This window comes from Microbulbifer variabilis (assembly GCF_052467165.1).
In genome coordinates this window covers 2,830,403-2,851,338 of sequence record NZ_CP174301.1, presented here as the reverse complement: position 1 = coordinate 2,851,338, position 20,936 = coordinate 2,830,403, and the positions used below count along the sequence as shown (strand labels likewise).

Annotated in this window: 14 protein-coding genes; 6 read left to right on the top strand and 8 right to left on the bottom strand. The window is 43.9% G+C overall.

The window, feature by feature from the left end:
- Positions 1 to 27: 27 nt before the first annotated feature.
- Complete coding sequence (locus ACJJIP_RS12560; protein WP_282950987.1) at positions 28 to 1,905, bottom strand: acyl-CoA synthetase; 1,878 nt, start codon at positions 1,903 to 1,905, stop codon at positions 28 to 30.
- A gap of 457 nt (positions 1,906 to 2,362) precedes the next feature.
- Here ACJJIP_RS12560 and ACJJIP_RS12555 point away from each other — a divergent pair, with 457 nt between their 5' ends.
- Positions 2,363 to 3,562: an acyl-CoA dehydrogenase family protein gene (locus ACJJIP_RS12555; RefSeq protein WP_444945268.1), complete on the top strand. Its 1,200-nt coding sequence runs from the start codon at positions 2,363 to 2,365 to the stop codon at positions 3,560 to 3,562.
- A gap of 27 nt (positions 3,563 to 3,589) precedes the next feature.
- Complete coding sequence (locus ACJJIP_RS12550) at positions 3,590 to 4,717, top strand: acyl-CoA dehydrogenase family protein (protein WP_444945267.1); 1,128 nt, start codon at positions 3,590 to 3,592, stop codon at positions 4,715 to 4,717.
- Between the two features lie 76 nt (positions 4,718 to 4,793).
- Here the strand turns inward: ACJJIP_RS12550 and ACJJIP_RS12545 are convergent, their stop codons facing one another.
- On the bottom strand, positions 4,794 to 5,594 hold the full coding sequence (locus ACJJIP_RS12545; RefSeq protein WP_020414931.1) for an IclR family transcriptional regulator: 801 nt from the start codon (positions 5,592 to 5,594) through the stop codon (positions 4,794 to 4,796).
- A gap of 379 nt (positions 5,595 to 5,973) precedes the next feature.
- On the opposite strand from ACJJIP_RS12545, the gene ACJJIP_RS12540 reads away from it, so the two are divergent.
- The gene (locus ACJJIP_RS12540; protein ID WP_444945266.1) at positions 5,974 to 7,383 is read left to right on the top strand and encodes a serine hydrolase domain-containing protein; all 1,410 of its coding nucleotides are present in this window, start codon (positions 5,974 to 5,976) and stop codon (positions 7,381 to 7,383) included.
- Positions 7,384 to 7,968: 585 nt separating this feature from the next.
- Here the strand turns inward: ACJJIP_RS12540 and ACJJIP_RS12535 are convergent.
- Entirely contained in the window at positions 7,969 to 8,943 is a 975-nt protein-coding gene (locus ACJJIP_RS12535; RefSeq protein WP_083922810.1) for a right-handed parallel beta-helix repeat-containing protein, read from the bottom strand.
- Between the two features lie 955 nt (positions 8,944 to 9,898).
- Entirely contained in the window at positions 9,899 to 11,695 is a 1,797-nt protein-coding gene (locus ACJJIP_RS12530) for a hypothetical protein (protein ID WP_282950983.1), read from the bottom strand.
- Positions 11,696 to 12,150: 455 nt separating this feature from the next.
- Here ACJJIP_RS12530 and ACJJIP_RS12525 point away from each other — a divergent pair, with 455 nt between their 5' ends.
- The 3 genes from ACJJIP_RS12525 (at position 12,151) to ACJJIP_RS12515 (ending at position 16,777) form a co-directional block, all read left to right on the top strand.
- A complete protein-coding gene (locus ACJJIP_RS12525; protein WP_444945265.1) occupies positions 12,151 to 12,945 on the top strand; it encodes a class I SAM-dependent methyltransferase in 795 nt (264 codons plus the stop codon).
- A 52-nt stretch (positions 12,946 to 12,997) separates the two neighbouring features.
- On the top strand, positions 12,998 to 13,678 hold the full coding sequence (locus ACJJIP_RS12520; protein ID WP_353375147.1) for a glutathione S-transferase family protein: 681 nt from the start codon (positions 12,998 to 13,000) through the stop codon (positions 13,676 to 13,678).
- A gap of 900 nt (positions 13,679 to 14,578) precedes the next feature.
- The gene (locus ACJJIP_RS12515) at positions 14,579 to 16,777 is read left to right on the top strand and encodes a M3 family metallopeptidase (RefSeq protein WP_020414938.1); all 2,199 of its coding nucleotides are present in this window, start codon (positions 14,579 to 14,581) and stop codon (positions 16,775 to 16,777) included.
- Between the two features lie 576 nt (positions 16,778 to 17,353).
- Here the strand turns inward: ACJJIP_RS12515 and ACJJIP_RS12510 are convergent.
- The 4 genes from ACJJIP_RS12510 to ACJJIP_RS12495 form a co-directional block, all read right to left on the bottom strand.
- The gene (locus tag ACJJIP_RS12510; RefSeq protein ID WP_444945264.1) at positions 17,354 to 17,776 is read right to left on the bottom strand and encodes a hypothetical protein; all 423 of its coding nucleotides are present in this window, start codon (positions 17,774 to 17,776) and stop codon (positions 17,354 to 17,356) included.
- 238 nt (positions 17,777 to 18,014) lie between these two features.
- Positions 18,015 to 18,614 carry a GNAT family N-acetyltransferase gene (locus ACJJIP_RS12505; RefSeq protein ID WP_353375150.1) on the bottom strand — a complete coding sequence of 200 codons (600 nt, stop codon included), beginning with the start codon at positions 18,612 to 18,614 and terminating at the stop codon, positions 18,015 to 18,017.
- Positions 18,583 to 19,275, bottom strand: a complete 693-nt coding sequence (locus ACJJIP_RS12500) for an RraA family protein (protein WP_444945263.1) — start codon at positions 19,273 to 19,275, stop codon at positions 18,583 to 18,585. The genes ACJJIP_RS12505 and ACJJIP_RS12500 overlap by 32 nt, the downstream gene beginning before the upstream one ends.
- Positions 19,276 to 19,453: 178 nt before the next feature.
- Entirely contained in the window at positions 19,454 to 20,464 is a 1,011-nt protein-coding gene (locus ACJJIP_RS12495) for a DUF4062 domain-containing protein (RefSeq protein ID WP_444945262.1), read from the bottom strand.
- Between the last annotated feature and the right edge of the window lie 472 nt (positions 20,465 to 20,936).

The window sequence follows — 20,936 nt, the reverse complement described above, 5'->3', positions numbered from 1 at the left end:
TTTGTGAGCAGTAGTAAATGTCCGGGCTTAATCAAACTCCAGTGCTACCGGAATATTTTCCAATGCCTCCTCTGCTACCGTTTTAGCCGAAGGTTTTTCCAGGCGAACTTTTGCAACCTGGCCCAGGGCACTATCAAAACGGGCAGAAAATTCTGCAGATATATTTTTTTCCTGAAGTGCCTGACCAATAACATATTCGGTAGCGCGATTACGCAAAGCGGGTTTGAATACCTTGGCTACTGCAGTTAGGGGGATTTCATCAATGATCTCTATCCGCTTGGGTATCGCTGCACGTTCAGAAATCTGGGTGCGGCAGTAGTCGATAAGCTGCGCTTCCGTGGGAGGATTTTCGGACGGATATAGAGTGACATAGGCCACCGGAACCTCACCGGCATAGGCATCGGGCTGTCCCACGGCAACGGCCATAGCCACGGCGGGGTGACGGCTTAGTGGCTCTTCAATCAAGGCCGGATCTATATTGTGGCCGCCACGAATGATTAAATCCTTGGCTCGCCCGGTCAGATAAAGATTGCCATCGCCATCGACATATCCCATATCGCCAGTATTAAACCAACTGTGGTCAACCCAAGCCTTGGCGTTATCCTCTTCGGAGAGATAGCCTGAAAAAATATGTGGCCCCCGTGCTAGCACAATACCTACTTCACCGGTGTTACAGGTTCTCACTAGCCGGTTTCCATCCACTTCGGCAATTTTCATTTCCATGTAGGGGAGGCGGCGGCCGACGCTGCCTTCGGGTGCTTGCATATCTGTTGGGGGGCGGGCCAGCAGGCAGCTGGACTCTGTCATGCCATAGCCGTTGCTTACCGTCACATTGAATTTTTCCTCAAACGCACTCTTAAGCGCTGCGGGTAAAGGCGAGGCCCCGCAGCCAACATCTGTCAGGCAGCTGATGTCATTGTCGCCCACAGGGATTTGCATCAAGATGCCGAGAATAGTGGGCACGGCACCAAAGCCCTGCACCCGGAAGCGGGCGACGTGATGCCACCAGTTGGGGAGCACATTGGGGGAGCGAAAACCTGATGGGGTCATTATAACAATCGTGCGGCCGGCGAGCAGAGTGCCAATGCCGGCGACCACAGTGCCGAAAATGTGAAACAGAGGAAGGCCACTGAGGGTAGCAAATCGCCCCTTACTGGATGTTGTGTCCACACTCAGTTGTGCGACAAACGCAATATTGCTGTGGGTCAGGCGTGCAATTTTAGGTCGCCCGGTTGTCCCTCCGGTGTGGAAGTAACTGGCAATTTCATCGCCTTGAATAGTTCGCCCACTAATTAAGTGGTCATTTGGCTGTTGGGCAATTGCCAATACAAAATTCTCTACCTTAATGCCGGAAGGCATGGATAGGGTACTAACCGGTTTTTTACTGATTAGTAGCAGTGCCTTCAAGGTTGGAACCTGCTCAATGACCTGCGCAACCTTTTCCCAAATCTCCTCACTGAGATCCTGCCCAAGGCTGACTAATACCTTGGCTTTGGTGGCATTCATGATCTCGGCGATATGCTCCGGTTCCAGCAATGGATTAATAGGACTGGCGATTCCTGCGGCTTGTCCTCCCCAGAGTGCGAAATGCGTTTCTGGAAGATTGGGTAATAGTAATGAAACCGTATCTGTCGAATTTATGCCGAGAGAATGGAGTAGATTGGCAGTTTGGTGAACTCTCTCGGATAGCTGTGAGTAGCTCACTGTCACACTTTCTTCATCTGGTACAGCGGTGGGAAGAAATTCGATGGCTGCATCTTGTTGGTAAAGACGGGCGGCCTGCCGAATTAAATCGTAGGTGTTTTCCCAGGGGTAACGTTGTAACAAAGGAACTTTTTCATATTCCTGGATTTCTGCAAGAGATTGCAGCATGGGACTGCCAGTGGAAGTGGACGTGATAGACATGGGGGCTTCTCTCACTATGGTTATTATGCTGATGACAATATCAAAAGTGAAATGAGCATTCCACTCTGCGGAATTCAATGGTAATGTTTTGTGCGTCGAGTGGTGATTTAAAAGCTAATTGATGGAAAATGGCGGGTAAATATATACACCGGCTATGTAAATACGCCATTAAGTAGAAAGTTGCGCCAATAGAGTTGGCTCGTTAACCGAGGACTTACTTCCGTGAGTCGGAAAAAGTCAGAATAGCGATGCTCAGATATCAATATCAGCCTGAAATTGTTTGTAGATAGGTTTACTTAAGACAAAGAGTAGGGCCCGCCGAGCCAGATCGAAAGTGAATTTATTCCGCTTGTATAAGGGAACTTCCGAATTTAGTACATGTTGATTGTGCAAGTTGGTGAAGGAAGTTAGCTGAAAAATCTCTGCCAATTGCACCCATAAAAACAGGAGCAAGCGAATGAATATAGATTTTTCCCCAGAAGAATTAGCTTTTCAGCAGGAAGTTAAGCAATTCCTGCAAGAGAAGCTTCCGGCGGATATCAGTGAGAGGACACTGGATGAAATTCCCCTGGGAAAAGAGGACTATGAACGCTGGCAAAAGATCCTGTACGAACAGGGTTGGGCTGCGACTAACTGGCCAGTTGAATATGGGGGTACCGGTTGGACGCCAACACAAAAATACATTTGGGCCAATGAGTGTGCCAACTTCGGCGCGCCAGATGTAATTCCTTTCGGTTTTAAAATGGTTGCACCAGTTATCTTCACTTATGGTAGTGAAGAGCAAAAGCAGCGGTTTTTGCCGGATATCTTGGCAAGTAATGTTTGGTGGTGCCAAGGATATTCGGAGCCAAATGCGGGCTCTGATTTGGCGTCGTTAAAAACCACAGCAGTGCGAGATGGCGATGAGTATATCGTTAATGGTACCAAAACCTGGACGACTCTGGGACACTGGGCCGATTGGATTTTCTGCCTGGTTCGTACCGGAGGCCCCGAAGTCAAAAACCAGGCCGCAATCACTTTCCTGTTAATTGAAATGAACCACCCGGGCATTACTGTATCGCCCATTATGACTTTGGGTGGCCATCATGAAGTGAATGAAGTGCATTTTGATAATGTACGGGTACCAGTGGCCAATCGTATAGGAGAGGAAGGTCACGGCTGGACCTATGCCAAGGTATTGTTGACCCATGAACGCACAGGCATTGCACGGGTTGCCACTTCCAAAAAACGTTTACAGACTTTAAAAAAGCTGGCAGGTGATACTTGTGATGGTGACACCAGCCTCCTGGAAAATCCAGCCTTTGCGCAAAAGCTGGCAGAGATTGAAATAGATCTTTTAGCTCTGGAGTTTACCGAGCTAAGAGCACTTGCGGCAGTGAGTACCGGTAATGCACCGGGGCCGGAATCCTCCATTTTGAAAATTAAAGGAACTGAAATCGCCCAGCTTATTGATGAACTTTACATGGAAACTGCGGGTTATTACGGAATGCCATTTGTCCGGGAGCAATTTAAAAGCGGATTTGATGGCGAGCACGTAGGCCCTGGAGTTATTACCAGCAGCGTGCCCCGTTACTTAAATAATCGTAAATCCTCGATTTATGGTGGCAGTAACGAAATTCAGAAAAATATTATCAGCAAGTGGGTACTTGGCCTGTAAACGCGACGTTTAATGAGGATTGGAACGATGGATTTTTCCTATAGCGAAGAGCAGCAGATGTTGCAAAGCAGTGTGTGCAAATTTATTCAACAGGATTATGACTTTGATCGTCGCAGTAAGTTAATAGACAGTGATACTGGGTTTAGTGAGGATAACTGGAAGTTATTTGCCGAGTTGGGCTGGCTAATGGTTCCATTTAGTGCAGAAGACGGTGGTCTGGGTGGTTCTGCTGTTGATTTGATAGTGGTGATGGAAGAGTTTGGTCGTGGTCTGGTGGTGGAACCCTTCCTGGCAAGTGCAGTTTTAAGTGGTGGGCTAATAGCAAACGGTGCCAACGAGGCGCAGAAGCGAGAGCTAATAAGCTTGTTGATGGAAGGCAAGTTGCAGCTGGCATTTGCATTTGCTGAGCCCCAGAGCCGTTTCAATCTTTCTGATATTACCACCAAAGCTGTAAGGAACGGAGACAGCTACGTAGTGAATGGCCACAAAGCCGTTGTTCTGAACGGTTCAGCCGCAGATAAACTATTGGTGGCAGTACGTACTAGCGGCGGCCAACATGATTGTGAAGGTATCACTTTATTATTGATAGATGCCAACACTGAGGGTGTTCACCGCCAGGGGTATGCCACTGTGGATGGGCACCGTGCGGCTGAGGTAAAGTTTAATAATGTCATGGTTCCTGTGGCAAACCGGGTCGGAGAGGAAGGAGCCGCTTTGCCAGTAATGGAACAGGCAATTGATCGGGCCACACTGGCGCTGTGTGCCGAGGCAGTAGGGGCCATGGAGAAAATATATAAAAAGACCGTGGAATACACAAAGACCCGAGAGCAGTTTGGCGTTGCCATTGGCAAGTTCCAGGCCTTGCAACACCGTATGGTGGATATGTTTACCGAATATGAGCAGGCCCGCTCTATTCTATTAATGGCAGCGTTACAGTTGGATGTGAATAATGGCGTTGCCCCTAAGGCAATTTCTGCAGCAAAAAGCCGCATTGGAAAAGCTGCCCGGTTAGTAGGCCAGGAAGCAATTCAGTTACATGGCGGTATAGGGGTTACAGAGGAGTTGGATGTAAGCCACTACTTTAAACGTTTAACCACAATCCAGTATTTGTTCGGTAGTACAGATTATCATACCCGCCGATTTGCCGGGCACTAGCGAGGCAGGCAGCTGTGAGGTGATGAGTTGTTCCCCAGGTTGGTTGCATTGCGCTACTAACCTGGGGTCAAGTTATCTAGTAGCGGATCAGCATGGCCTCTATATTACCGACCATATTCTTCAATAAGGGGGCGACTTCTTCTTTCAGGAATTCTGGACTCAGGCGGTAAGCAGGTCCGCCAGCGTTAAATGTATAAATGCGCCCCTGGCTTAATTGTAGGGGGACAGCAATACCATTAACATCGCGGTTCCAGTCGCCAAAGGAGCAACAAAAGCCGCGCTGCTTATAGCTTGCTACCGCTTCTTCAATTCCAACCTTGATTTTCGGCCAGCGCTCGCTATTCCTTTTCTCCAGGTGTCCATAAAAGTACTCGCGCTCCTCTTGTGGTAGTGCTGCCAGGAAAGCCCGTCCTGAACCACTAGTAGCTAGAGGTACACGGTTACCTATTTCGTAGCGAAAAGTCGTAACATTAGCAGCTGCACAAAACTCGACAAATATCATATCGAGTCGATCACGGTCAGACAGTCCTACTGCAGTTCCTGTGGAGTTTGCAAGGTCTTGCATAAGGGGCTTGGCAACCTGGCGAATAGCCAGATTAGAGACGAAAGAGTAACCCAGTGCTAGTACGCCGCTTCCTAATTGGTATTTTTCCAGTCGATCCGAGTAGGTCAAATAACCTAATTTTGTCAGAGTGTAGGTTAGCCGTGAAATACTGGAGCGAGGCAAGCCGGTGCGTTGGGCGATTTCAAGGTTACCCAGAAAGCCATCACCAGGTTGAAATGCCCGCAGTACATCCAGTCCTCGGGCGAGGGCTTCAATAAACTTGCGATCGGGTTCTGCGCTTTTCTTTCTTGGAAGATCACTCAACGGAGCCATGGTCTTAAATCCTGCTTCTATAGTAGCAAGTATACAAATTTTACTCCTGGATCTGAAGTTAGATACTTAGCCTTGAAGAGAAATTTAGGCCTGTGAAGGGTGTTTGGATAATAATGAGCGGTAACGAAAATTGTGGTTGTACTTGGGGGCCCAACAATGAGTCAAGATCAAGAGTATTCTGTAATACCGATATAGTTTAATTGTATTTTTTTTGCGGAATACCTATATATACATTCTATTTATCGTATTTTGCATAGTTGCTGCTTGTTTCAAAGATGAAATTAGTGTTTGAATTCGTTACCAGTTAACTTTTCCAATTTCGATCTCATTTAGAAAAAGAATTTTAGATATGATAATAAGGCTTCTTGTTGGTGTCGTAATGGCTTTGATTGCTGGCAATAACTGTTATGCCATAGATGATAGTATTGAAAAAGAAATAAAATCAGCTCTGGTGGAGCTGTCTAATAGTAACCGCTTAATTGGCTCACATTTTGTTGCAGTAGTTGATAAGAACGGGCTTGATTTCTTTTATGCCTATTCTGAAGATGGCCCTAAAGTTACAGAGAGAACGCCTATCTTAATCGCAAGTCACACAAAGTCTTTTACCAGTACTTTGATGGCTATCCTGCATAGCTCGGGCAAGTTGGATTTAGATAAACCCATATCATCTTATAAGCTCCAGTTGGGGCTTGAGGGAAAAGTTGATACCAATAAGATCAGTATTAGGGATTTACTGACCCATACGGCAGGATTTACAAGTATCCAACATACCTTTAAGTCAGCTTTTTTAGGTTATTCCGGTCCAGAGGAGCTAGTTCACTCATTAAGTGAGAATCTACTGATAGCGCCAGATTATAATTTTAGGTATTCAAATACGGGCCCGATAGTCGCCTCGATGATTGCAGAGAATGTCACTGGAAAAACTTGGGGAGAGCTAATAAAGGAGTATATTGCCGACCCGCTGGATATGAATGCGACAACGAACAACATATCCAAGGCGAGGGCAATTCTCCCATCTTTCATCACATCTAGCGATGGCAATATCTTTAGCTCAGGGCATTTCAAGTCTGACCTTACGATGCATCCCTCAGGAGGGTTGATTTCGACAGTAAATGATTTGGCGGTATGGCTTCAGGTAAACATAAACAAAGATAAGTTAAATTTATCTAAAAGTGATATCTTTGATGAACTTCATGAAAAGCAGGTAGGCCAATCTAAAACCTATTTCACCTATGAGCGATCTGGATACACTTTGGGGTGGGATTTGGCTGAGTATAATCAAGAGACGCTTTTGACGAGGTTTGGAAACTATGGTGGATATAGCATTCATGTATCATTTATGCCAGAAAGAGAGATTGGTGTAATTACATTCACTAATCAGGATGTGGCTTATATCTTACCCCATGTAATGGCAAACTATACTTATAACTCAATTTTAAATAAGAGAAATAGGAATACATTATTTGAGCAAGAGATGAATCGACTGAAGAAGTCTGTTCGACGTGAGCTATTGGAAGCTCCAGATTCTGCCTTGATTGTCAGCTCCGATGATTTTCCAGATAACTTGCTTGGCACTTTTACCAATAGTAGCGGTTGGCCGGAGCAAAAACTCTATATTGACAATGGTAAAGTAATGGTAGATTGGGGGGTTCTTAACGGACCTTTATTGAAAGATGGTAAAAAGTATAGGGCACATTTAGGGGCTCTTCATAGAGGTATTTCTTTTTATATTCAGGATGGAGGCGCTGTCAATTCTCAGAATGGATCTATCGAATTTATTAAAAAATAGGCGAGGTTCACGAGAGCAATATTCTTTGATGTTGTTGAATATCCCTGTGTGGTATTTAGGGTTGCTAAAAGTGCAGACTGGGAAGAAGTTGAGAAAAGTTTTAATCTCTTAATAGTGGGTAAGTACATATTTTGATTGTGGAAGTCATTGATAAAACAAAATAGCTTATCGCCCAGCCAGATGAAAATCGTTCCAAGACTAGAAAATCCAATTGTTGATCTATGCACCTTCAATCCACTTTGGCTTTCCTGGTGCAATAGGTGCGAAACGATATAATACCCAGCTATCCCTTGGATCCAAGTAAATGTCTTAGAGGAAAGAAAGTAACTGATTTTATCCTCTCGGCTAAGAGTAGGATGCTTCCTTGATCTGTTCAATCAAGGCACTTAAAATATGCATACTCTAATAGAGATTCGTGATCTACTAAAAATAACGCTCTATAGTGATTGGTAGTGATCTTTGAAGAGGTGGGGAATATAGCTCGATTGAATTAGTTCAGACCAGGCGCCTCTTTTATTTCAATACCAATGTGTTAAATTTAGTCTGAACTAATCCAAGAAGTAATATTTTTAGTCAGTTATCATCTCATTTCAAGCAAGTTGGATCAGCCGTTTCAAAGATATTATCCAGCCAGACATTACTGCCAGTGCAATCAGGGTCAAAGACATCCTTTAGATCAACTTCACTGTTGCCAAGTGATGTGTTACCAACAATTTCGTTGTTTTCATCAGATTCCAGCAGTATTACTATGCCTGCACTTCCAGGAATTACAAATCCATTTTTTGTCACTAAATTATTAGATACAAGGTTATTTGATGCCCCAAAGATTTCTATACCGTTGCGACCATTTTCTGTAACAGTATTGGAGTTAACCACAGCATTATCATCCTCGATACTAATACCCTCATCATTGCCTCTCACAAAATTTGCGGTAATTATCGCATTTAGTGCCTCTATATCAATGCCATCATCTCCATTTCCATCAACATAATTAAAGTTTACTGTTGCAAAATCGCCATCAATTTCAATTCCCTCATCCCCTACACCAATTACTCTATTTTCTGTGGCCGTATTGTTTTTTCCATCTAGAGAGATTCCCTCTCCTTGAGTAACCCCTAGCCCCAAGACTACTGATCTGGAAACAATGTTGTTGTTACTTTCCAAAGTAACACCTTCAAATAAAGCGGCATGAATTTCCGTCTCTATGATGGAGTGAGATCCTCTACCTCTCGCAATCACGCCGTTTGGGCAATCATTAATCTGCCCACCTACTAAACGTGCGGCAAAACCTTCAAGAGCGATTCCCACTTCCCCCTCACCGGCATTAAAGGAGCAGGTAAGTTGTTTGTTTCCCATTGTCAAGCTGCCTGAAGGCCCTTCAATAGTTAACGCTACTGGTTTTTCGGGTGATAAATGACAATTCAGGTCCTGCAGAAGAAATTTCGGTGTTGATATGATGTCGCCACATTCTACCGCTAAAGAATTAAAAGAAATAAATATACTAAAAATGAAAGCTACAAAAGTTAAAGTGCGCTTTAAGAGGGTCAATCTATTCATCATGGTGCCTTTAAAAATCTATTTAGTGTTAAATAAATAATGATATTTTCAGTTTTCGCTAAAAACTGCCTCATTTAAATCTGCCGTTTTGTGAAATGTTTAAAAATTTGGCGAAAAATCATTTTTGCAAGGTTTTTTTAGGAAAATGCCCGCGTTATAGGTTGTGATCGGTGGTTGAGAAAATCTTGAAAAAAGATATTCCCCTTTGCACATTAATTTGTCATATTAACACTCAATTTTTTTACCGGGTTTAAGATGTTTATTTTTGCTTATGTTCTAATGTGGGCCTCCATTAAGATTCGTTATTGAATAATCAGATTCTAGACATCTTCTAAAGTCTCTTTGTTAGTCCAGTTGATAGTACACCCTGAAAATTTATACATTACACTTGGGGTAAGTGAAGTTTTCTTTCAGCGTTTAACTGTAGATCTTAAACTCTTTTGTATATTTTTCTAAATATAAAATTGAAGTAATTCGACTGTTTAATAGCGTGGCCTGTTCTGAATGGTTGAATTTGGTGCTGGATTCGGTTGTGATGCTTCTGGCTAGAAAATAAATATATATTTTTTGAGTGATTAATTTTTGTAGAATTCTCGGCGAAAGTTATCCTTTGAGGAGTGGTTATCAATTGATTGATGTATGGTCTATGTTGAAGCCAACTCAATTCTAATTTTGATTGGTTAGAATTAATGACAGGTAAAATTGATTGGATGTATTTAGCTTTGTTATGAAGGTTTCAGTAATATTTCAGTACTAAATGCACTTCACTTGGCCAATTTATTCATTGGTTTTAATGTAAATAAGTGCGTGTGATTCTAGGTGGAGCTGATAAAAACTATCTTAAATAATTCATTAGCAGTTATATCTCATTACTGAAGGTATCCTAATAAAGAAGCTACTTACCTGATTAGATAAGTAGCTTCCGAAAAGTGAATATCAGTAGACTAAGTTTTCTGACTTATTGCGCTGACTCAGAATCGTTCACCCACTTGGGTTTTCCGGGAGCTATAGGGGCAAATCTATATAACTCCCAGCCACCTCTTGGATCCAAATTAAATGGGTTTGCAGTGCCGAGCCACATAAACCTGGGGTGATTGATCATTGTGCGGAAACCAAAGTTCCCGGAATTGCCAACGCCATTAAAGGTGGCTGGAATAGCTCTACGATTTGGTGAAAAGAAGCGGTAGAGCTTGCCGCCAGAGGTCTTGGGATTTGATAGCGCATCTTCCAAGAACATGAGTAGCTCCGCGGGAAGCTCGTTGGCAGGATCGGTTCCACTTTCAATCAGGCCAGCAAACTGCCGACTCACATCCAGGGTTCCCAGATACATATCGCTGCCCGTTACCCCTAGGCGCCAAGTATAGACATTAAATGGCCACCCCAAGCCGGCTCTGCCTAATTGGGGGAGGCCTGCCAGAGTATTCTTGTCAACAAACATATTGCTGTCTGGATCCCAAACCTGAACATCCTTGTAGCCATAGAGCACTTCAATCTTTGGTTTCCGTTTCTTTTTACCAAATCGATCTCCGCGGAAAACCGTTGTTGCCCTATGGGTTGCGATGATGGTTTCCAGCTCTCCAATTGGATTGTTCCAGGTTTCCCCGTAAGCGAGGACATGCGCCCTAAAGCCTCCCAGCGGGAAGTTAATCGTTCCCCAATAGAGCTTGCCGCGCCAGGAGGTAATATCACCGCCAGCATACGCACCTGCGGAAACAAGGTCTGGTTCGTACTCGGTAATGTTCCAGACTTCCTTCCACTCTTTGGCATTTTCCGGCAGGAATCCACCCTCCGGAATTTTGGGGCTCATTACAATGCCGGAGTAGGCACGGATTTGTCCCGTCTGAGCGTCGCCAGTTGGCCAGGTAGAGAAAAACAGGCGACCATCATGTACGGTGAAATTAGCCGGAGTACTCTGCATTGTACCCACGACCTCAAACCTGAATGGATGATGGATATTGCCCATCCAGCGTAAAACCTCCCCTGTGCCACCGAGAGATTCTTGCACAGCCACACCGGTATATAGAACGCCCTCATGGTTAAGGAACTTGCGGATATTGGAGTATTGGGGAAACCGCTTGGAGCCAAGGTAGCGACCCGTACTTGCCTGCCAGGCCATCATGATGATGCTGTTGCCGCCGCCTTCACCGGCGATTCCCTCCTGAACCCCACCGGGACCGGCGAGAAATACTACGTCATCGGCATAACCGCCGGAGCGGAAGCCCAGCGTATCTTGTAGCAGGGGATCGTAAGTAGGGGTTATTTCCGTTACCTCAAGCGTACAGGTATCCATGCGATAGGCCATTGGAGCACGCCAATCACCAAGATTTTTAAGATTTGGATTCTCTTGGGCGAGTATTCCCTCTGCAAACTCACAAACCCAGCCCTGGTTGGGAGCAAAGATAGGCGTCAGTACGGCATTTGGAGAGGCCTGTGCAGTACAAGGGACATTTGCTCCTGTGCCCCAGTAGAGGAAACGGGGTGACTCAGCCATACCCCAGATCTGGGCGCCGTTGCGTTTTGGTTCACCCGCGGAGCAGACGCCATCAACCAGCTCGGGGTAGGGTTCACCAACGCCATTAAAGCACTCATCCACTGGGGCTTTGAACAGCTTATCGAACCGGGGTTTAACCCTTTTACAATGCTTGCCAGGGTGCCCCAAGGATTCTTCGCCGTTTCCGCTCCATTGTGCGTTGGCACCGGGTGCAACCAATGTCGCCAGAAATATTGAGAGTGCAAAACAAGATGTGACTTTCATAAGCATCCCTTCCTCTACTACAGACCGCTATGGCGGGTGATACTACGGGTCAAAAGGCAGGTTTGAGTAGAATATGCCAATCCACATGGGAGAGTAATATTCCCTAAAAAGTAGAGATTAGGATGTCACTAGAGGCAAGAATATTGGCTAGATTATTTCCTCCTCAATAGTACCAGTCAGATTGATATTTGAGATAGCAGGATACTATAGCGATGATGCGCTTGTTAAAATTTTGTTACTTAATGAGGTGGTCGCCAATTTTAGTGTGGGCTTGCCGATCTTTCTTAAGGCGGCTAGTACAACAGGTTGGTGTGTTATCAAATAGGGAAGGTTGTATTAGGTGCTTTATAAATTTAATTTGGTGTAACGGGAAGAGTAAGGAGTATGGTATTGGCTGTCCCTAAAATTCTCAGTATATTTTTAATCCGTCTAAAAACTGGTTTTCACTAGATAAAATGAAAGAAGAAACTGGATTCTTTGTAGGCAAATCGCTGGCTTCTTGGGATGAGGCCGGCTCCATTCATTGGGAAGTCAATAAGCAGCTGCTCGAACAAGTCTCAGACTCTAAATTTAATGCTTTGGAGAAGGATTTCGATACATTAGTAAGTGGTTATGATATTTGCGGAAAATCAGTGGTACAAATTTGCTGCAACAATGCAAAAGATCTGATATCCATAAAAAAGAAAGGAGCTGGCCGCTGCGTCGGTATTGATGGATCTCAAGCCTTTGTCGATCAAGCCAAGCTTCTGGCAAAAGCCGCGGGATATCCAGGTATGGAGATTGTATGTTCTAACATCTACGAGTTACCAGAAAAGCATATTGGTCAATTTGACTTTGCAGTTATTACCATTGGCGTACTCAACTGGATGCCGGACCTAAAGCGATTTATGCGTATTTGTGCTTCGCTGCTGAAGCCAGGCGGCTATCTTTTGATGGAGGAGATTCATCCTGTTTTGAATATGTATGAAGAAGGTAACCCTTCACAAATTGCGATGTCATACTTTAATCGAGAGCCACAGCGGGATGATCAAGGGTTGGATTATTTTAGTGGTAGGAAGTATCAGGCAAAAGAAAATTATAATTTTCACCATACATTGGCCGATGTGCTGATGGCAGCAATTGCTTGTAATCTATCATTGAAAAACTTTATAGAGCTGGGTAAGAATATTGGGAATTGGTGTGGAGATCTAGAGGAATCTGAGTTTGTGCCGCCTATGGCAATGCTGGCCAGCTGGCAGAAGCAATTCTAAATGACAAAACCGTGGCTATTGGAGCCTTATTGTTAATTACTAAGGAAAGCGAATGTATCAGTTGTTTATAGCAAATAAAAACTATTCATCATGGTCACTGCGGCCCTGGTTGTTAATGCACCACCTGGAAATTCCCTTTAATGAGCAGTTGGCGACTTTTGAAGAGGGGGGAAGCTGGGAGAAATTCCATAGTTTTTCCCCTACTGGATTGGTGCCCTGTTTGATTGATGGCGATATTACCGTTTGGGATTCCCTTGCCATAGTGGAGTATGTTGCAGAAGATTTTCCGCAGGTTTGGCCCATCGATAGACTGGCAAGAAGCTGGGCACGGAGTGCTTGCGCTGAGATGCACTCTGGTTTTTCGGTTTTAAGGAACATCTGCGCTATGAATTGTGGTTTGATTGTGGAGCTGGTTGAGATTCCACCGCAACTACAGAAAGATATTAGTCGCATTGATGAGCTTTGGCAGGAAGGCTTGCAGCGATTTGGTGGGCCTTTCCTTACCGGGGGAGAATTTACAGCGGTGGACGCCTTCTTTGCGCCAGTTGCTATCCGCGCACAGAACTATGGGTTGCCATTTAGTAATGCAGCTAAACAGTATATTGATCAGTTGCTAAGTTTACCTTCTATGAAAAAATGGATCTCAGATGCGCTGCAGGAGCCCTGGAGAGAAATGCTGCATGAGGAAGAGGCTCGAAATATGGGTGTTGTGATTGAGGACTTGCGTAGCTAATAATTATTTTTAATATTGATGTAGCATGTCACAAGCGTGATTACAGCTAAAGTCGCGTTTGTGACTGTTAAGGAAGTTTTTTTACTCAAATAGAAAGTCTTTTTCGTGGTTGTTTTACGCATTTGGGGCTTCGGGTGAGAAACACATTATTCGCCCAGTTGTTTGAAGAATCTCATACCTCTGATTCGAATGGGTCATAAAGATCAAAGATGGTATGAGCTAGCACTACATTTTTATTATCAGTGGCTCCTTATTCCGATGAAAAATTGTGGGATATTTAGTTTTTCTTTTTAGAGTTATTTAAATGTTAATTTGAGATTTAATACTCGATTTTTAATTTATTCACTTATATCGATCATTGAATCTTTGAACTGGGATTGTTTTGCCTGGTAAGGCTTCTTCACTTTTAATAAATATTAAGACCCTGCACTTTAATGGCGGAAGTAACTTCTTTAACAGTGTGTTATGTACAGTGTGTATAAATCTTCTTGAATTAACCTCTCTAAGGCCCGGGGGTGCGATTCGCTGTGTAATCAGGAGATATCAGGCCTGCTTCTTCCTTCTTTGAGCGGGAGCTGAGGCTTTGTACTGACATTTGATGGGTACAAAGAAGGCCTGAGGCTTCTTTGGTAGATAACGGATCAGCTATTTGACCATAAAGTCATACTTTTGATGCATTATAAACTATTTACTTAAAAAGTCGTTATCAAGAAAGCAGACGGAGTACTTGCCTGGGCGGCGTTTCATAGGTTGATCAGGTGTTGGAGGTTGTCGTGGAAATCTCTCTGTTTACCGCAGCTTCAGGCATCTGAGGCGGTAAAGTTGGCCTGGGTGGGGCATCTGGGGTTAAACTCTCGACCTTAAAACTATTACAAAACTCTATCTTAGAGGAGATAGCAAATGCGTCAGACAATGATCGCACTAGCCGTAGCCGCATCCCTGGCGGTTGTGGGCGGTTGTGGTGAAAAGGCAAAGCAGGCTGAGGTAGCTAAAGACACTGTGAAAGCTGAAGAGTCCATGGCTGTAACTCCAGAGCACGCCAGTAACATGCTTCTTGCTGAGTGGACTGGTCCCTACGGTGGTGTACCTGCGTTTGACAAGATGAACCTGAAAGATCTCAAGCCCGCGATTGAGAAGGGCATTGAGATCAATTTGGCTGAACTTGAGGCCATTGCTGCCAACCCAGCCAAGCCCACCTTTGCCAATACTATCGTGCCGATGGAGCGCGGCGGCGCCGAATTGGGCCGTGCTACTGCTTACTACGGAATCTGGGCCGCTAATATGTCCTCTCCAGAGTTTCGTAAGGTCCAACAGGAGTTGGCACCTCTGTGGGCTGATTACGAGTCCAAAATTTACCAGAATGAAGCTCTGTTTAATCGTATCAAGGCCATCTACGACCAGCGTAACTCGATGGATCTGGATGCTGAACAAAAACGTGTTGTTGAGCTGATCTATACCCAGTTCTCTACTAACGGTGCCACGGTGCAAGGTGAAGCCAAGGAGCGCTATGCTGAGATCAATAAGCGCCTGGCGGAGCTTTACACCAAGTTTTCCAACAACGTGCTGGCGGATGAGGAAGGCTACGATATCTTCCTGACCAAAGATCAGTTGGCCGGCCTGCCGGAGTCCTTTGTTGCAGCTGCCGCAGCGCTGGCAGAAGAGAAAGGCGAGAAGGGTAAGTACGCGATTACCAATTCCCGCTCCTCTATGGACCCATTCCTGACTTACTCCGATGATCGCGAGCTGCGAAAGCAAGTATGGACCAACTACTACAGCCGTGGCGACAATGGCGATCAGCACGATAACAACGCCATCATCGCTGAAATCCTGAAGCTGCGTGATGAGCGAGTAGGCCTGCAGGGCTTCGATAACTACGCTCAATGGCGTCTGCAGGACCGTATGGCGAAGACTCCTGAGCGCGCTATGGAGCTGATGGAGGCAGTATGGCCAGCAGCAGTTGCCCGAGTGAAAGAAGAAGTGGCTGATATGCAGGCCGTAGCCGATGCCGAAAAAGCCAATATCACCATTGAGCCCTGGGACTACCGCTACTACGCGGAGAAGGTTCGTAAAGCCAAGTACGACCTGAACTCTGATGAAGTGAAGCAGTACCTGCAACTGGACAACTTGCGCGAAGCTATGTTCTACGTGGCTGGTGAGTTGTTTAACTTCAAATTCACCCCGGTAAAAGAAGGCTCAGTGCCGGTATTCCATGAAGACGTTAAAGTCTGGGAAGTGAACGATAAGACCAGTGGCGAGCATATCGGCCTCTGGTATCTGGACCCATTCGCTCGCGCAGGTAAGCGCTCCGGTGCCTGGGCTACTATGTATCGTGACCACTCCACCTTTGATGGCAAGAAGAATGTACTGTCGTCCAACAACTCCAACTTTATCAAAGGCGCACCCGGCGAGCCTGTACTGGTAAGTTGGGATGATGCAGAGACGTTCTTCCATGAGTTTGGCCACGCGCTGCACTTCCTCGCATCCAATGTGACCTACCCAACCTTGAACAGCGGTGTACGTGACTACACCGAGTTCCAGTCTCAGCTGTTGGAGCGCTGGCTGTCCACCGATGCGGTAATCGACAACTACCTGGTGCACTACAAAACTGGCGAGCCGATCCCTGCTGATCTGGTAGCCAAGATCAAGAAAGCAGCCAAATTCAACCAGGGCTTCGCCACTACTGAGTACCTGGCTTCTGCCTTGATTGATATGAAGTTCCATACCGCTAATCCTGAAGGTATCGACCCCGACAAGTTTGAGCGTGAAACACTGGACAAACTGGGTATGCCGAAGGAGCTGGTAATGCGCCACCGCACGCCGCACTTTGGTCATATCTTCTCTGGTGAGGGTTACTCCGCCGGTTACTATGGCTATATGTGGGCTGATGTACTGACCTCTGATGCGTCTGAGGCGTTTGCTGAATCTAAAGGTGGTTTTTACGACAAGGGCGTTGCTGCCAAGCTGGTTGAACACCTGTTTGCACCGCGTAACGCTGTGGACCCCGCAGATGCTTATCGCGCTTTCCGTGGCCGTGACGCCAATATCGAAGCGTTGATGCGTGATCGTGGTTTCCCGGTACCAAAGAAAAAGGAAGGCTGAGAACTTAGTTTCAATAGCTCGTTCACGAAAAAGCCGCATCTTTTGATGCGGCTTTTTTATATGTGGCATATGGAAATATTTGACTCGCAAATAAATAATTCGTAAGCCAATAAGGGGGGCGTGAGTTTATATGCAAGCCTGAACGGGATATTAAAATTCAGGAGTTAAGCAGCAGTTTTTTCGGGCCCTCCAGCAGGCTCTGTGAATCTAGCACTTGTGCTCCTATAGTAGTTGAGCCATGAGTTGAGCCATGGTGAAATAATTTTGTTTTAACAATATAAGTTGACCAAACGTATGGCCAGGGTATAACAAGTAGGTCGGCAATAATCCCGATTGTATTGGATCATATGCGTCCTGCTGCTATAGGGCCAATCTTTCCAGCTGACCAGAGTTTCAGGCCAGCTGCCAGCATCCAGGTTGTTTTATAAGTTGATTATATAAATAGCAGGGGAGGTATTATATCTATTGTAATTTAGATAGTTCTATTGTCGTGAATTTAACCAATATTGTTGAAGCGAAAGCTAATGCTGCTGGAAATGGCAGATGAAAATATGGCTAGGATAAAATATATCCGGCTTAACTCGGAGTTTCCTTTGATCCCTTCTTTCGAGCTGCAAGTACAACCGGTGATATCAAGGCTGTAATAATAACAAAAATAAATAGATTGCCGCTCATAATATTGAAAACTTGATTGATTTCATCGATGGTCATGTTTTGTATGTAGTAACCAAAACCATACTCAAACAAAAATGTGAGAAAAGCCCAAAGTGAACCAAGTATAAAGCAGGTAATTATAGAATCTAACTGAAAATATTTTACAGCCCTGTAGGCTATTGCAAATACAAGTGCTGATAGAGTCAATCCACTTATTGGTAAAGATAGTTTCTCTCCCAAATATGGATTTAAAATACTCTCTCTAAAAAATCCATTTGCAATTGCAGCCATAACCATGACAATCCAAGCAGTAGTGGCTTTAATGAGGAACATGGCTTGACGCATTGTGTGCTATTTTATCACAGGATTCTTAAAGAGAAACTATATTATTGAATGCTTGTTTGAGCAATAGTTTTATCTGGTTCAATTTGAAAACGTTTCTTCTGAAGTAAAATAGATAAACTATCCTTAATTCCGCACTTTTTAGTAAAAATATATATTCTTGATGTCAACGATATTGGCTTGAGCTCTTCCAGTGAAAAAGATCTTGAATCTAAGGTTTTCTGATGGTATGGGTTTCAACTTAGCTGTTTAATTCTATATAGAGCCTAAGCATGTCCTTGTGTTGCAAGTCATTTTCAAAAATTGGCTGATCATAATTATTTAGGAAATAATCCCTGATGACAGCTTCCACTCTAAAGCCATGGCGCTGATAGAAAGTTAACTGATAGCCAAAAGTGCCTGTGCCGAGTTCAACTCTATGGATTCCTTTTGAGGTTAGTTCCGAAAGTGAGAATTCCAGGAGCTTAGTGCCAATTCCTTGTTTTTGTTTCTCTGGGGAAATAGAAATATTGAAAATCTCCGCAATGAATGTATCAACTCTATTTGCAACGCAAATGCCTTTAATATGGTTAGTGTCAATGGCTGCAAAGCACCAGGAACCTGGCAGATAGGAGCGTATATGTTTTTTGGATGGGTCGGCCTCAAGTAAAAGTGAGAGGGGGACATCCTTTTCTGGTATTTGAGTATATTCAATCGTATTTTGATACTTCATATTGTCATATCGTGCACTAGGGTATGTTATCGTTGTCAATGCTTGAAGAGGCTCCCCTTTCCCAGTAATTTTTTTTGCTGGATCTTTTATGGCAAAGTTACTTATCAAGTTCGACAACTTTGCCAGCATTAACGATTTCCTTATAAAAGGGGGGTAGGGTTAGGCCAGTTTCTACAGCTTGCTGCAAAGCTGCTTCGTCATTTTTTACTTTTTGGAGTTTACTGCTTATGGCGTTCAATTGCTGTAAGGGTACGACAATAACTCCAGCTCGGTCTGCAATAATAATGTCACCTGAGCAGATATGGGTTGAATCAAGGTTTACAGGGAGGCCAGCTGATGCCGGGCCGTTTCTAGCTGGTGAATTCGGTGTAACCCCTTTGCAAAACACAGGAAGTGAAAGACGTTCTATTCCTTCTAAATCTCGAACCAACCCATCAGTGACAAATCCTATCACCCCTTTGTTTTTCATCATGCCCAGCACTAAATCGCCAATTACCGCTGTTTGAGTATATGAATCTGTTGAGGCAACCACTATGTCACCAGGTTGCGCTACGTCGAGCGCTCCCAGAACACCAAGATTGTCCGCAGGGCCACATTCGCAGGTGACCGCTATACCGACTATTGAGGAGTCCATTGGTAATATCGGTTTAATAGCATGGTGTAGAGATCCGCGACCATCCATACAGTCGACAATAAATTCTGTTGGCGTATTGCGTAACACATTTATGTCGGCCTGAGATGGGCGGGTAAAGTTACGGTGTAGCTTGAGGGTTGGGCTGTCTTCTATCATGGAAAACGCAGCTATTTAGGATTGATAAGCAAAGATATAAGTACATCAATACCAAAGTGTCAAATTACTTAATTTGTTCCTGCCACTCCTGGGAAAGCTAGTAGTAGCATCGTAAAGGGTTGGCAGTGTGAAGCATTGGATCTGTGATTAATAATTGGGAGTAAAGCTAATATGCTTATCAAGTACTTAGCTCTTCTGGATGCACTCTTCGAGAAACTCTGGATTCGATCATCTTATTATTTCCGGCTTCAGTCAAAAGCCAGTTTCCATCTCTATCAATAGATATCAAGCTTAACGCTATAAATTGAACTCGTATAGAGAATAATACTTGTTGATCTACTTTGAAATCTGAGGCATTCAGTTTACTTGATGTGGATCTATTAAATTCAGTTGCAATGAAATTGCTTACTAAATTTTCATGTGGTGAGCGCGTCAAGTATGGTGAGATGATTGAGAATAATTTACTCCATGTAGTCTCTGTTTTCCAGGTTTTATCAAGTATTTCATAATTGATACTACTTGCGTTAACAGAGTAAGTTCCTGTTATATTAATAGAGTCATGCCAATCTGCTAAGTCGGATAATGGAATAATAAACGAGCTTCTATTTAGGTTTTCGAGTTGCAATTTGAGTGAATCATTTAGCTTTCTTAAATTGTTGAGTTCTATAAGTAAATCTGGTGAGGCTGTTGAATTAGCTCTAACCCATCCTGTAGAGGGGAATATTTTTATTGTTTTATTTAAGCTAAGGGCGACTTCGCCTGGTAACTGCCTTGGGTCTGACCAAAATCGAACCAGTCTCCCACTACTAACTTTTTCTCTAAATTTATTTAGCTTTCTCTCAAGCTCTTCACTTTTTTCAGTCTTTGCTCTGGGTAGTAATTCAGGGGAGTCATGTAATAGAGCAATAACTTTGATTCCTTTGATAACAGCATAGTCAAATTCTTTCTCAGTATAGCTAAGACCGTTATCGGCTATTGATCCATAGCGACCACCAATTATAAGCAGGTAATAGTCACAATCATCTATAACTCTCTGAATGAACTCCCATTGTTCTTCGTCTGCTGCAGGAAATAGCTCCATTCCAGCAGGGATACAATCCATTTCCATCAGGGTCTGAAGAACTTTCTGTCTCTCTTCTTTTAAATCAACATAGGTTGAGCTGACAAAAACTTGATATCTTTTATCCATACTTTAGTGTACTCAGGCTTTTGAAAGATGTTTAAATAGATTTCTGATTAACGACTGTAAAAAAGGATGTAAACATTTTGCAAATGTATGAATATTTTATAAGAACCGAAATTTGTTGCTTAGAATTGCACTGTTTTTAGAGTGTAGGATCGGTTGGTGGTAGTAAAGATATTTAATATCGTGGCTGATCACTGGCTTTATATTCAAAGAACACACTGCAGTTTTATTGCAATTCTTGAGGGAGTAAAAAGCGGTTGTGACATCTAGCACGATTTTTTCTTCCTTGTGTACTTACATTGAACATATTAAGGGGTTCAATGTATCCCCCAGATTTTATCATCAAATGGAAATCATTTGGAGACCAGCAAACTCTATCACTGTCGGCCACTTGTTAAAAGGTCCCATCTGAATATCCTGTAATCTGGTGGGCTATTTTCATCTGTTGATAATCTTTTGAAGGTGGTAAGTCAGC

Excerpts from the sequence above, each read along its gene's own strand:
- ACJJIP_RS12515 (WP_020414938.1), top strand. The coding sequence starts at position 14,579 with ATGCGTCAGACAATGATCGCACTAGCCGTAGCCGCATCCCTGGCGGTT.
- ACJJIP_RS12500 (WP_444945263.1), bottom strand. The coding sequence starts at position 19,275 with ATGATAGAAGACAGCCCAACCCTCAAGCTACACCGTAACTTTACCCGC.
- ACJJIP_RS12520 (WP_353375147.1), top strand. The coding sequence starts at position 12,998 with ATGTATCAGTTGTTTATAGCAAATAAAAACTATTCATCATGGTCACTG.
- ACJJIP_RS12510 (WP_444945264.1), bottom strand. The coding sequence starts at position 17,776 with ATGCGTCAAGCCATGTTCCTCATTAAAGCCACTACTGCTTGGATTGTC.
- ACJJIP_RS12555 (WP_444945268.1), top strand. The coding sequence starts at position 2,363 with ATGAATATAGATTTTTCCCCAGAAGAATTAGCTTTTCAGCAGGAAGTT.
- ACJJIP_RS12525 (WP_444945265.1), top strand. The coding sequence starts at position 12,151 with ATGAAAGAAGAAACTGGATTCTTTGTAGGCAAATCGCTGGCTTCTTGG.
- ACJJIP_RS12545 (WP_020414931.1), bottom strand. The coding sequence starts at position 5,594 with ATGGCTCCGTTGAGTGATCTTCCAAGAAAGAAAAGCGCAGAACCCGAT.
- ACJJIP_RS12505 (WP_353375150.1), bottom strand. The coding sequence starts at position 18,614 with ATGCTGGCAAAGTTGTCGAACTTGATAAGTAACTTTGCCATAAAAGAT.
- ACJJIP_RS12560 (WP_282950987.1), bottom strand. The coding sequence starts at position 1,905 with ATGTCTATCACGTCCACTTCCACTGGCAGTCCCATGCTGCAATCTCTT.
- ACJJIP_RS12530 (WP_282950983.1), bottom strand. The coding sequence starts at position 11,695 with ATGAAAGTCACATCTTGTTTTGCACTCTCAATATTTCTGGCGACATTG.
- ACJJIP_RS12495 (WP_444945262.1), bottom strand. The coding sequence starts at position 20,464 with ATGGATAAAAGATATCAAGTTTTTGTCAGCTCAACCTATGTTGATTTA.
- ACJJIP_RS12540 (WP_444945266.1), top strand. The coding sequence starts at position 5,974 with ATGGCTTTGATTGCTGGCAATAACTGTTATGCCATAGATGATAGTATT.
- ACJJIP_RS12535 (WP_083922810.1), bottom strand. The coding sequence starts at position 8,943 with ATGATGAATAGATTGACCCTCTTAAAGCGCACTTTAACTTTTGTAGCT.
- ACJJIP_RS12550 (WP_444945267.1), top strand. The coding sequence starts at position 3,590 with ATGGATTTTTCCTATAGCGAAGAGCAGCAGATGTTGCAAAGCAGTGTG.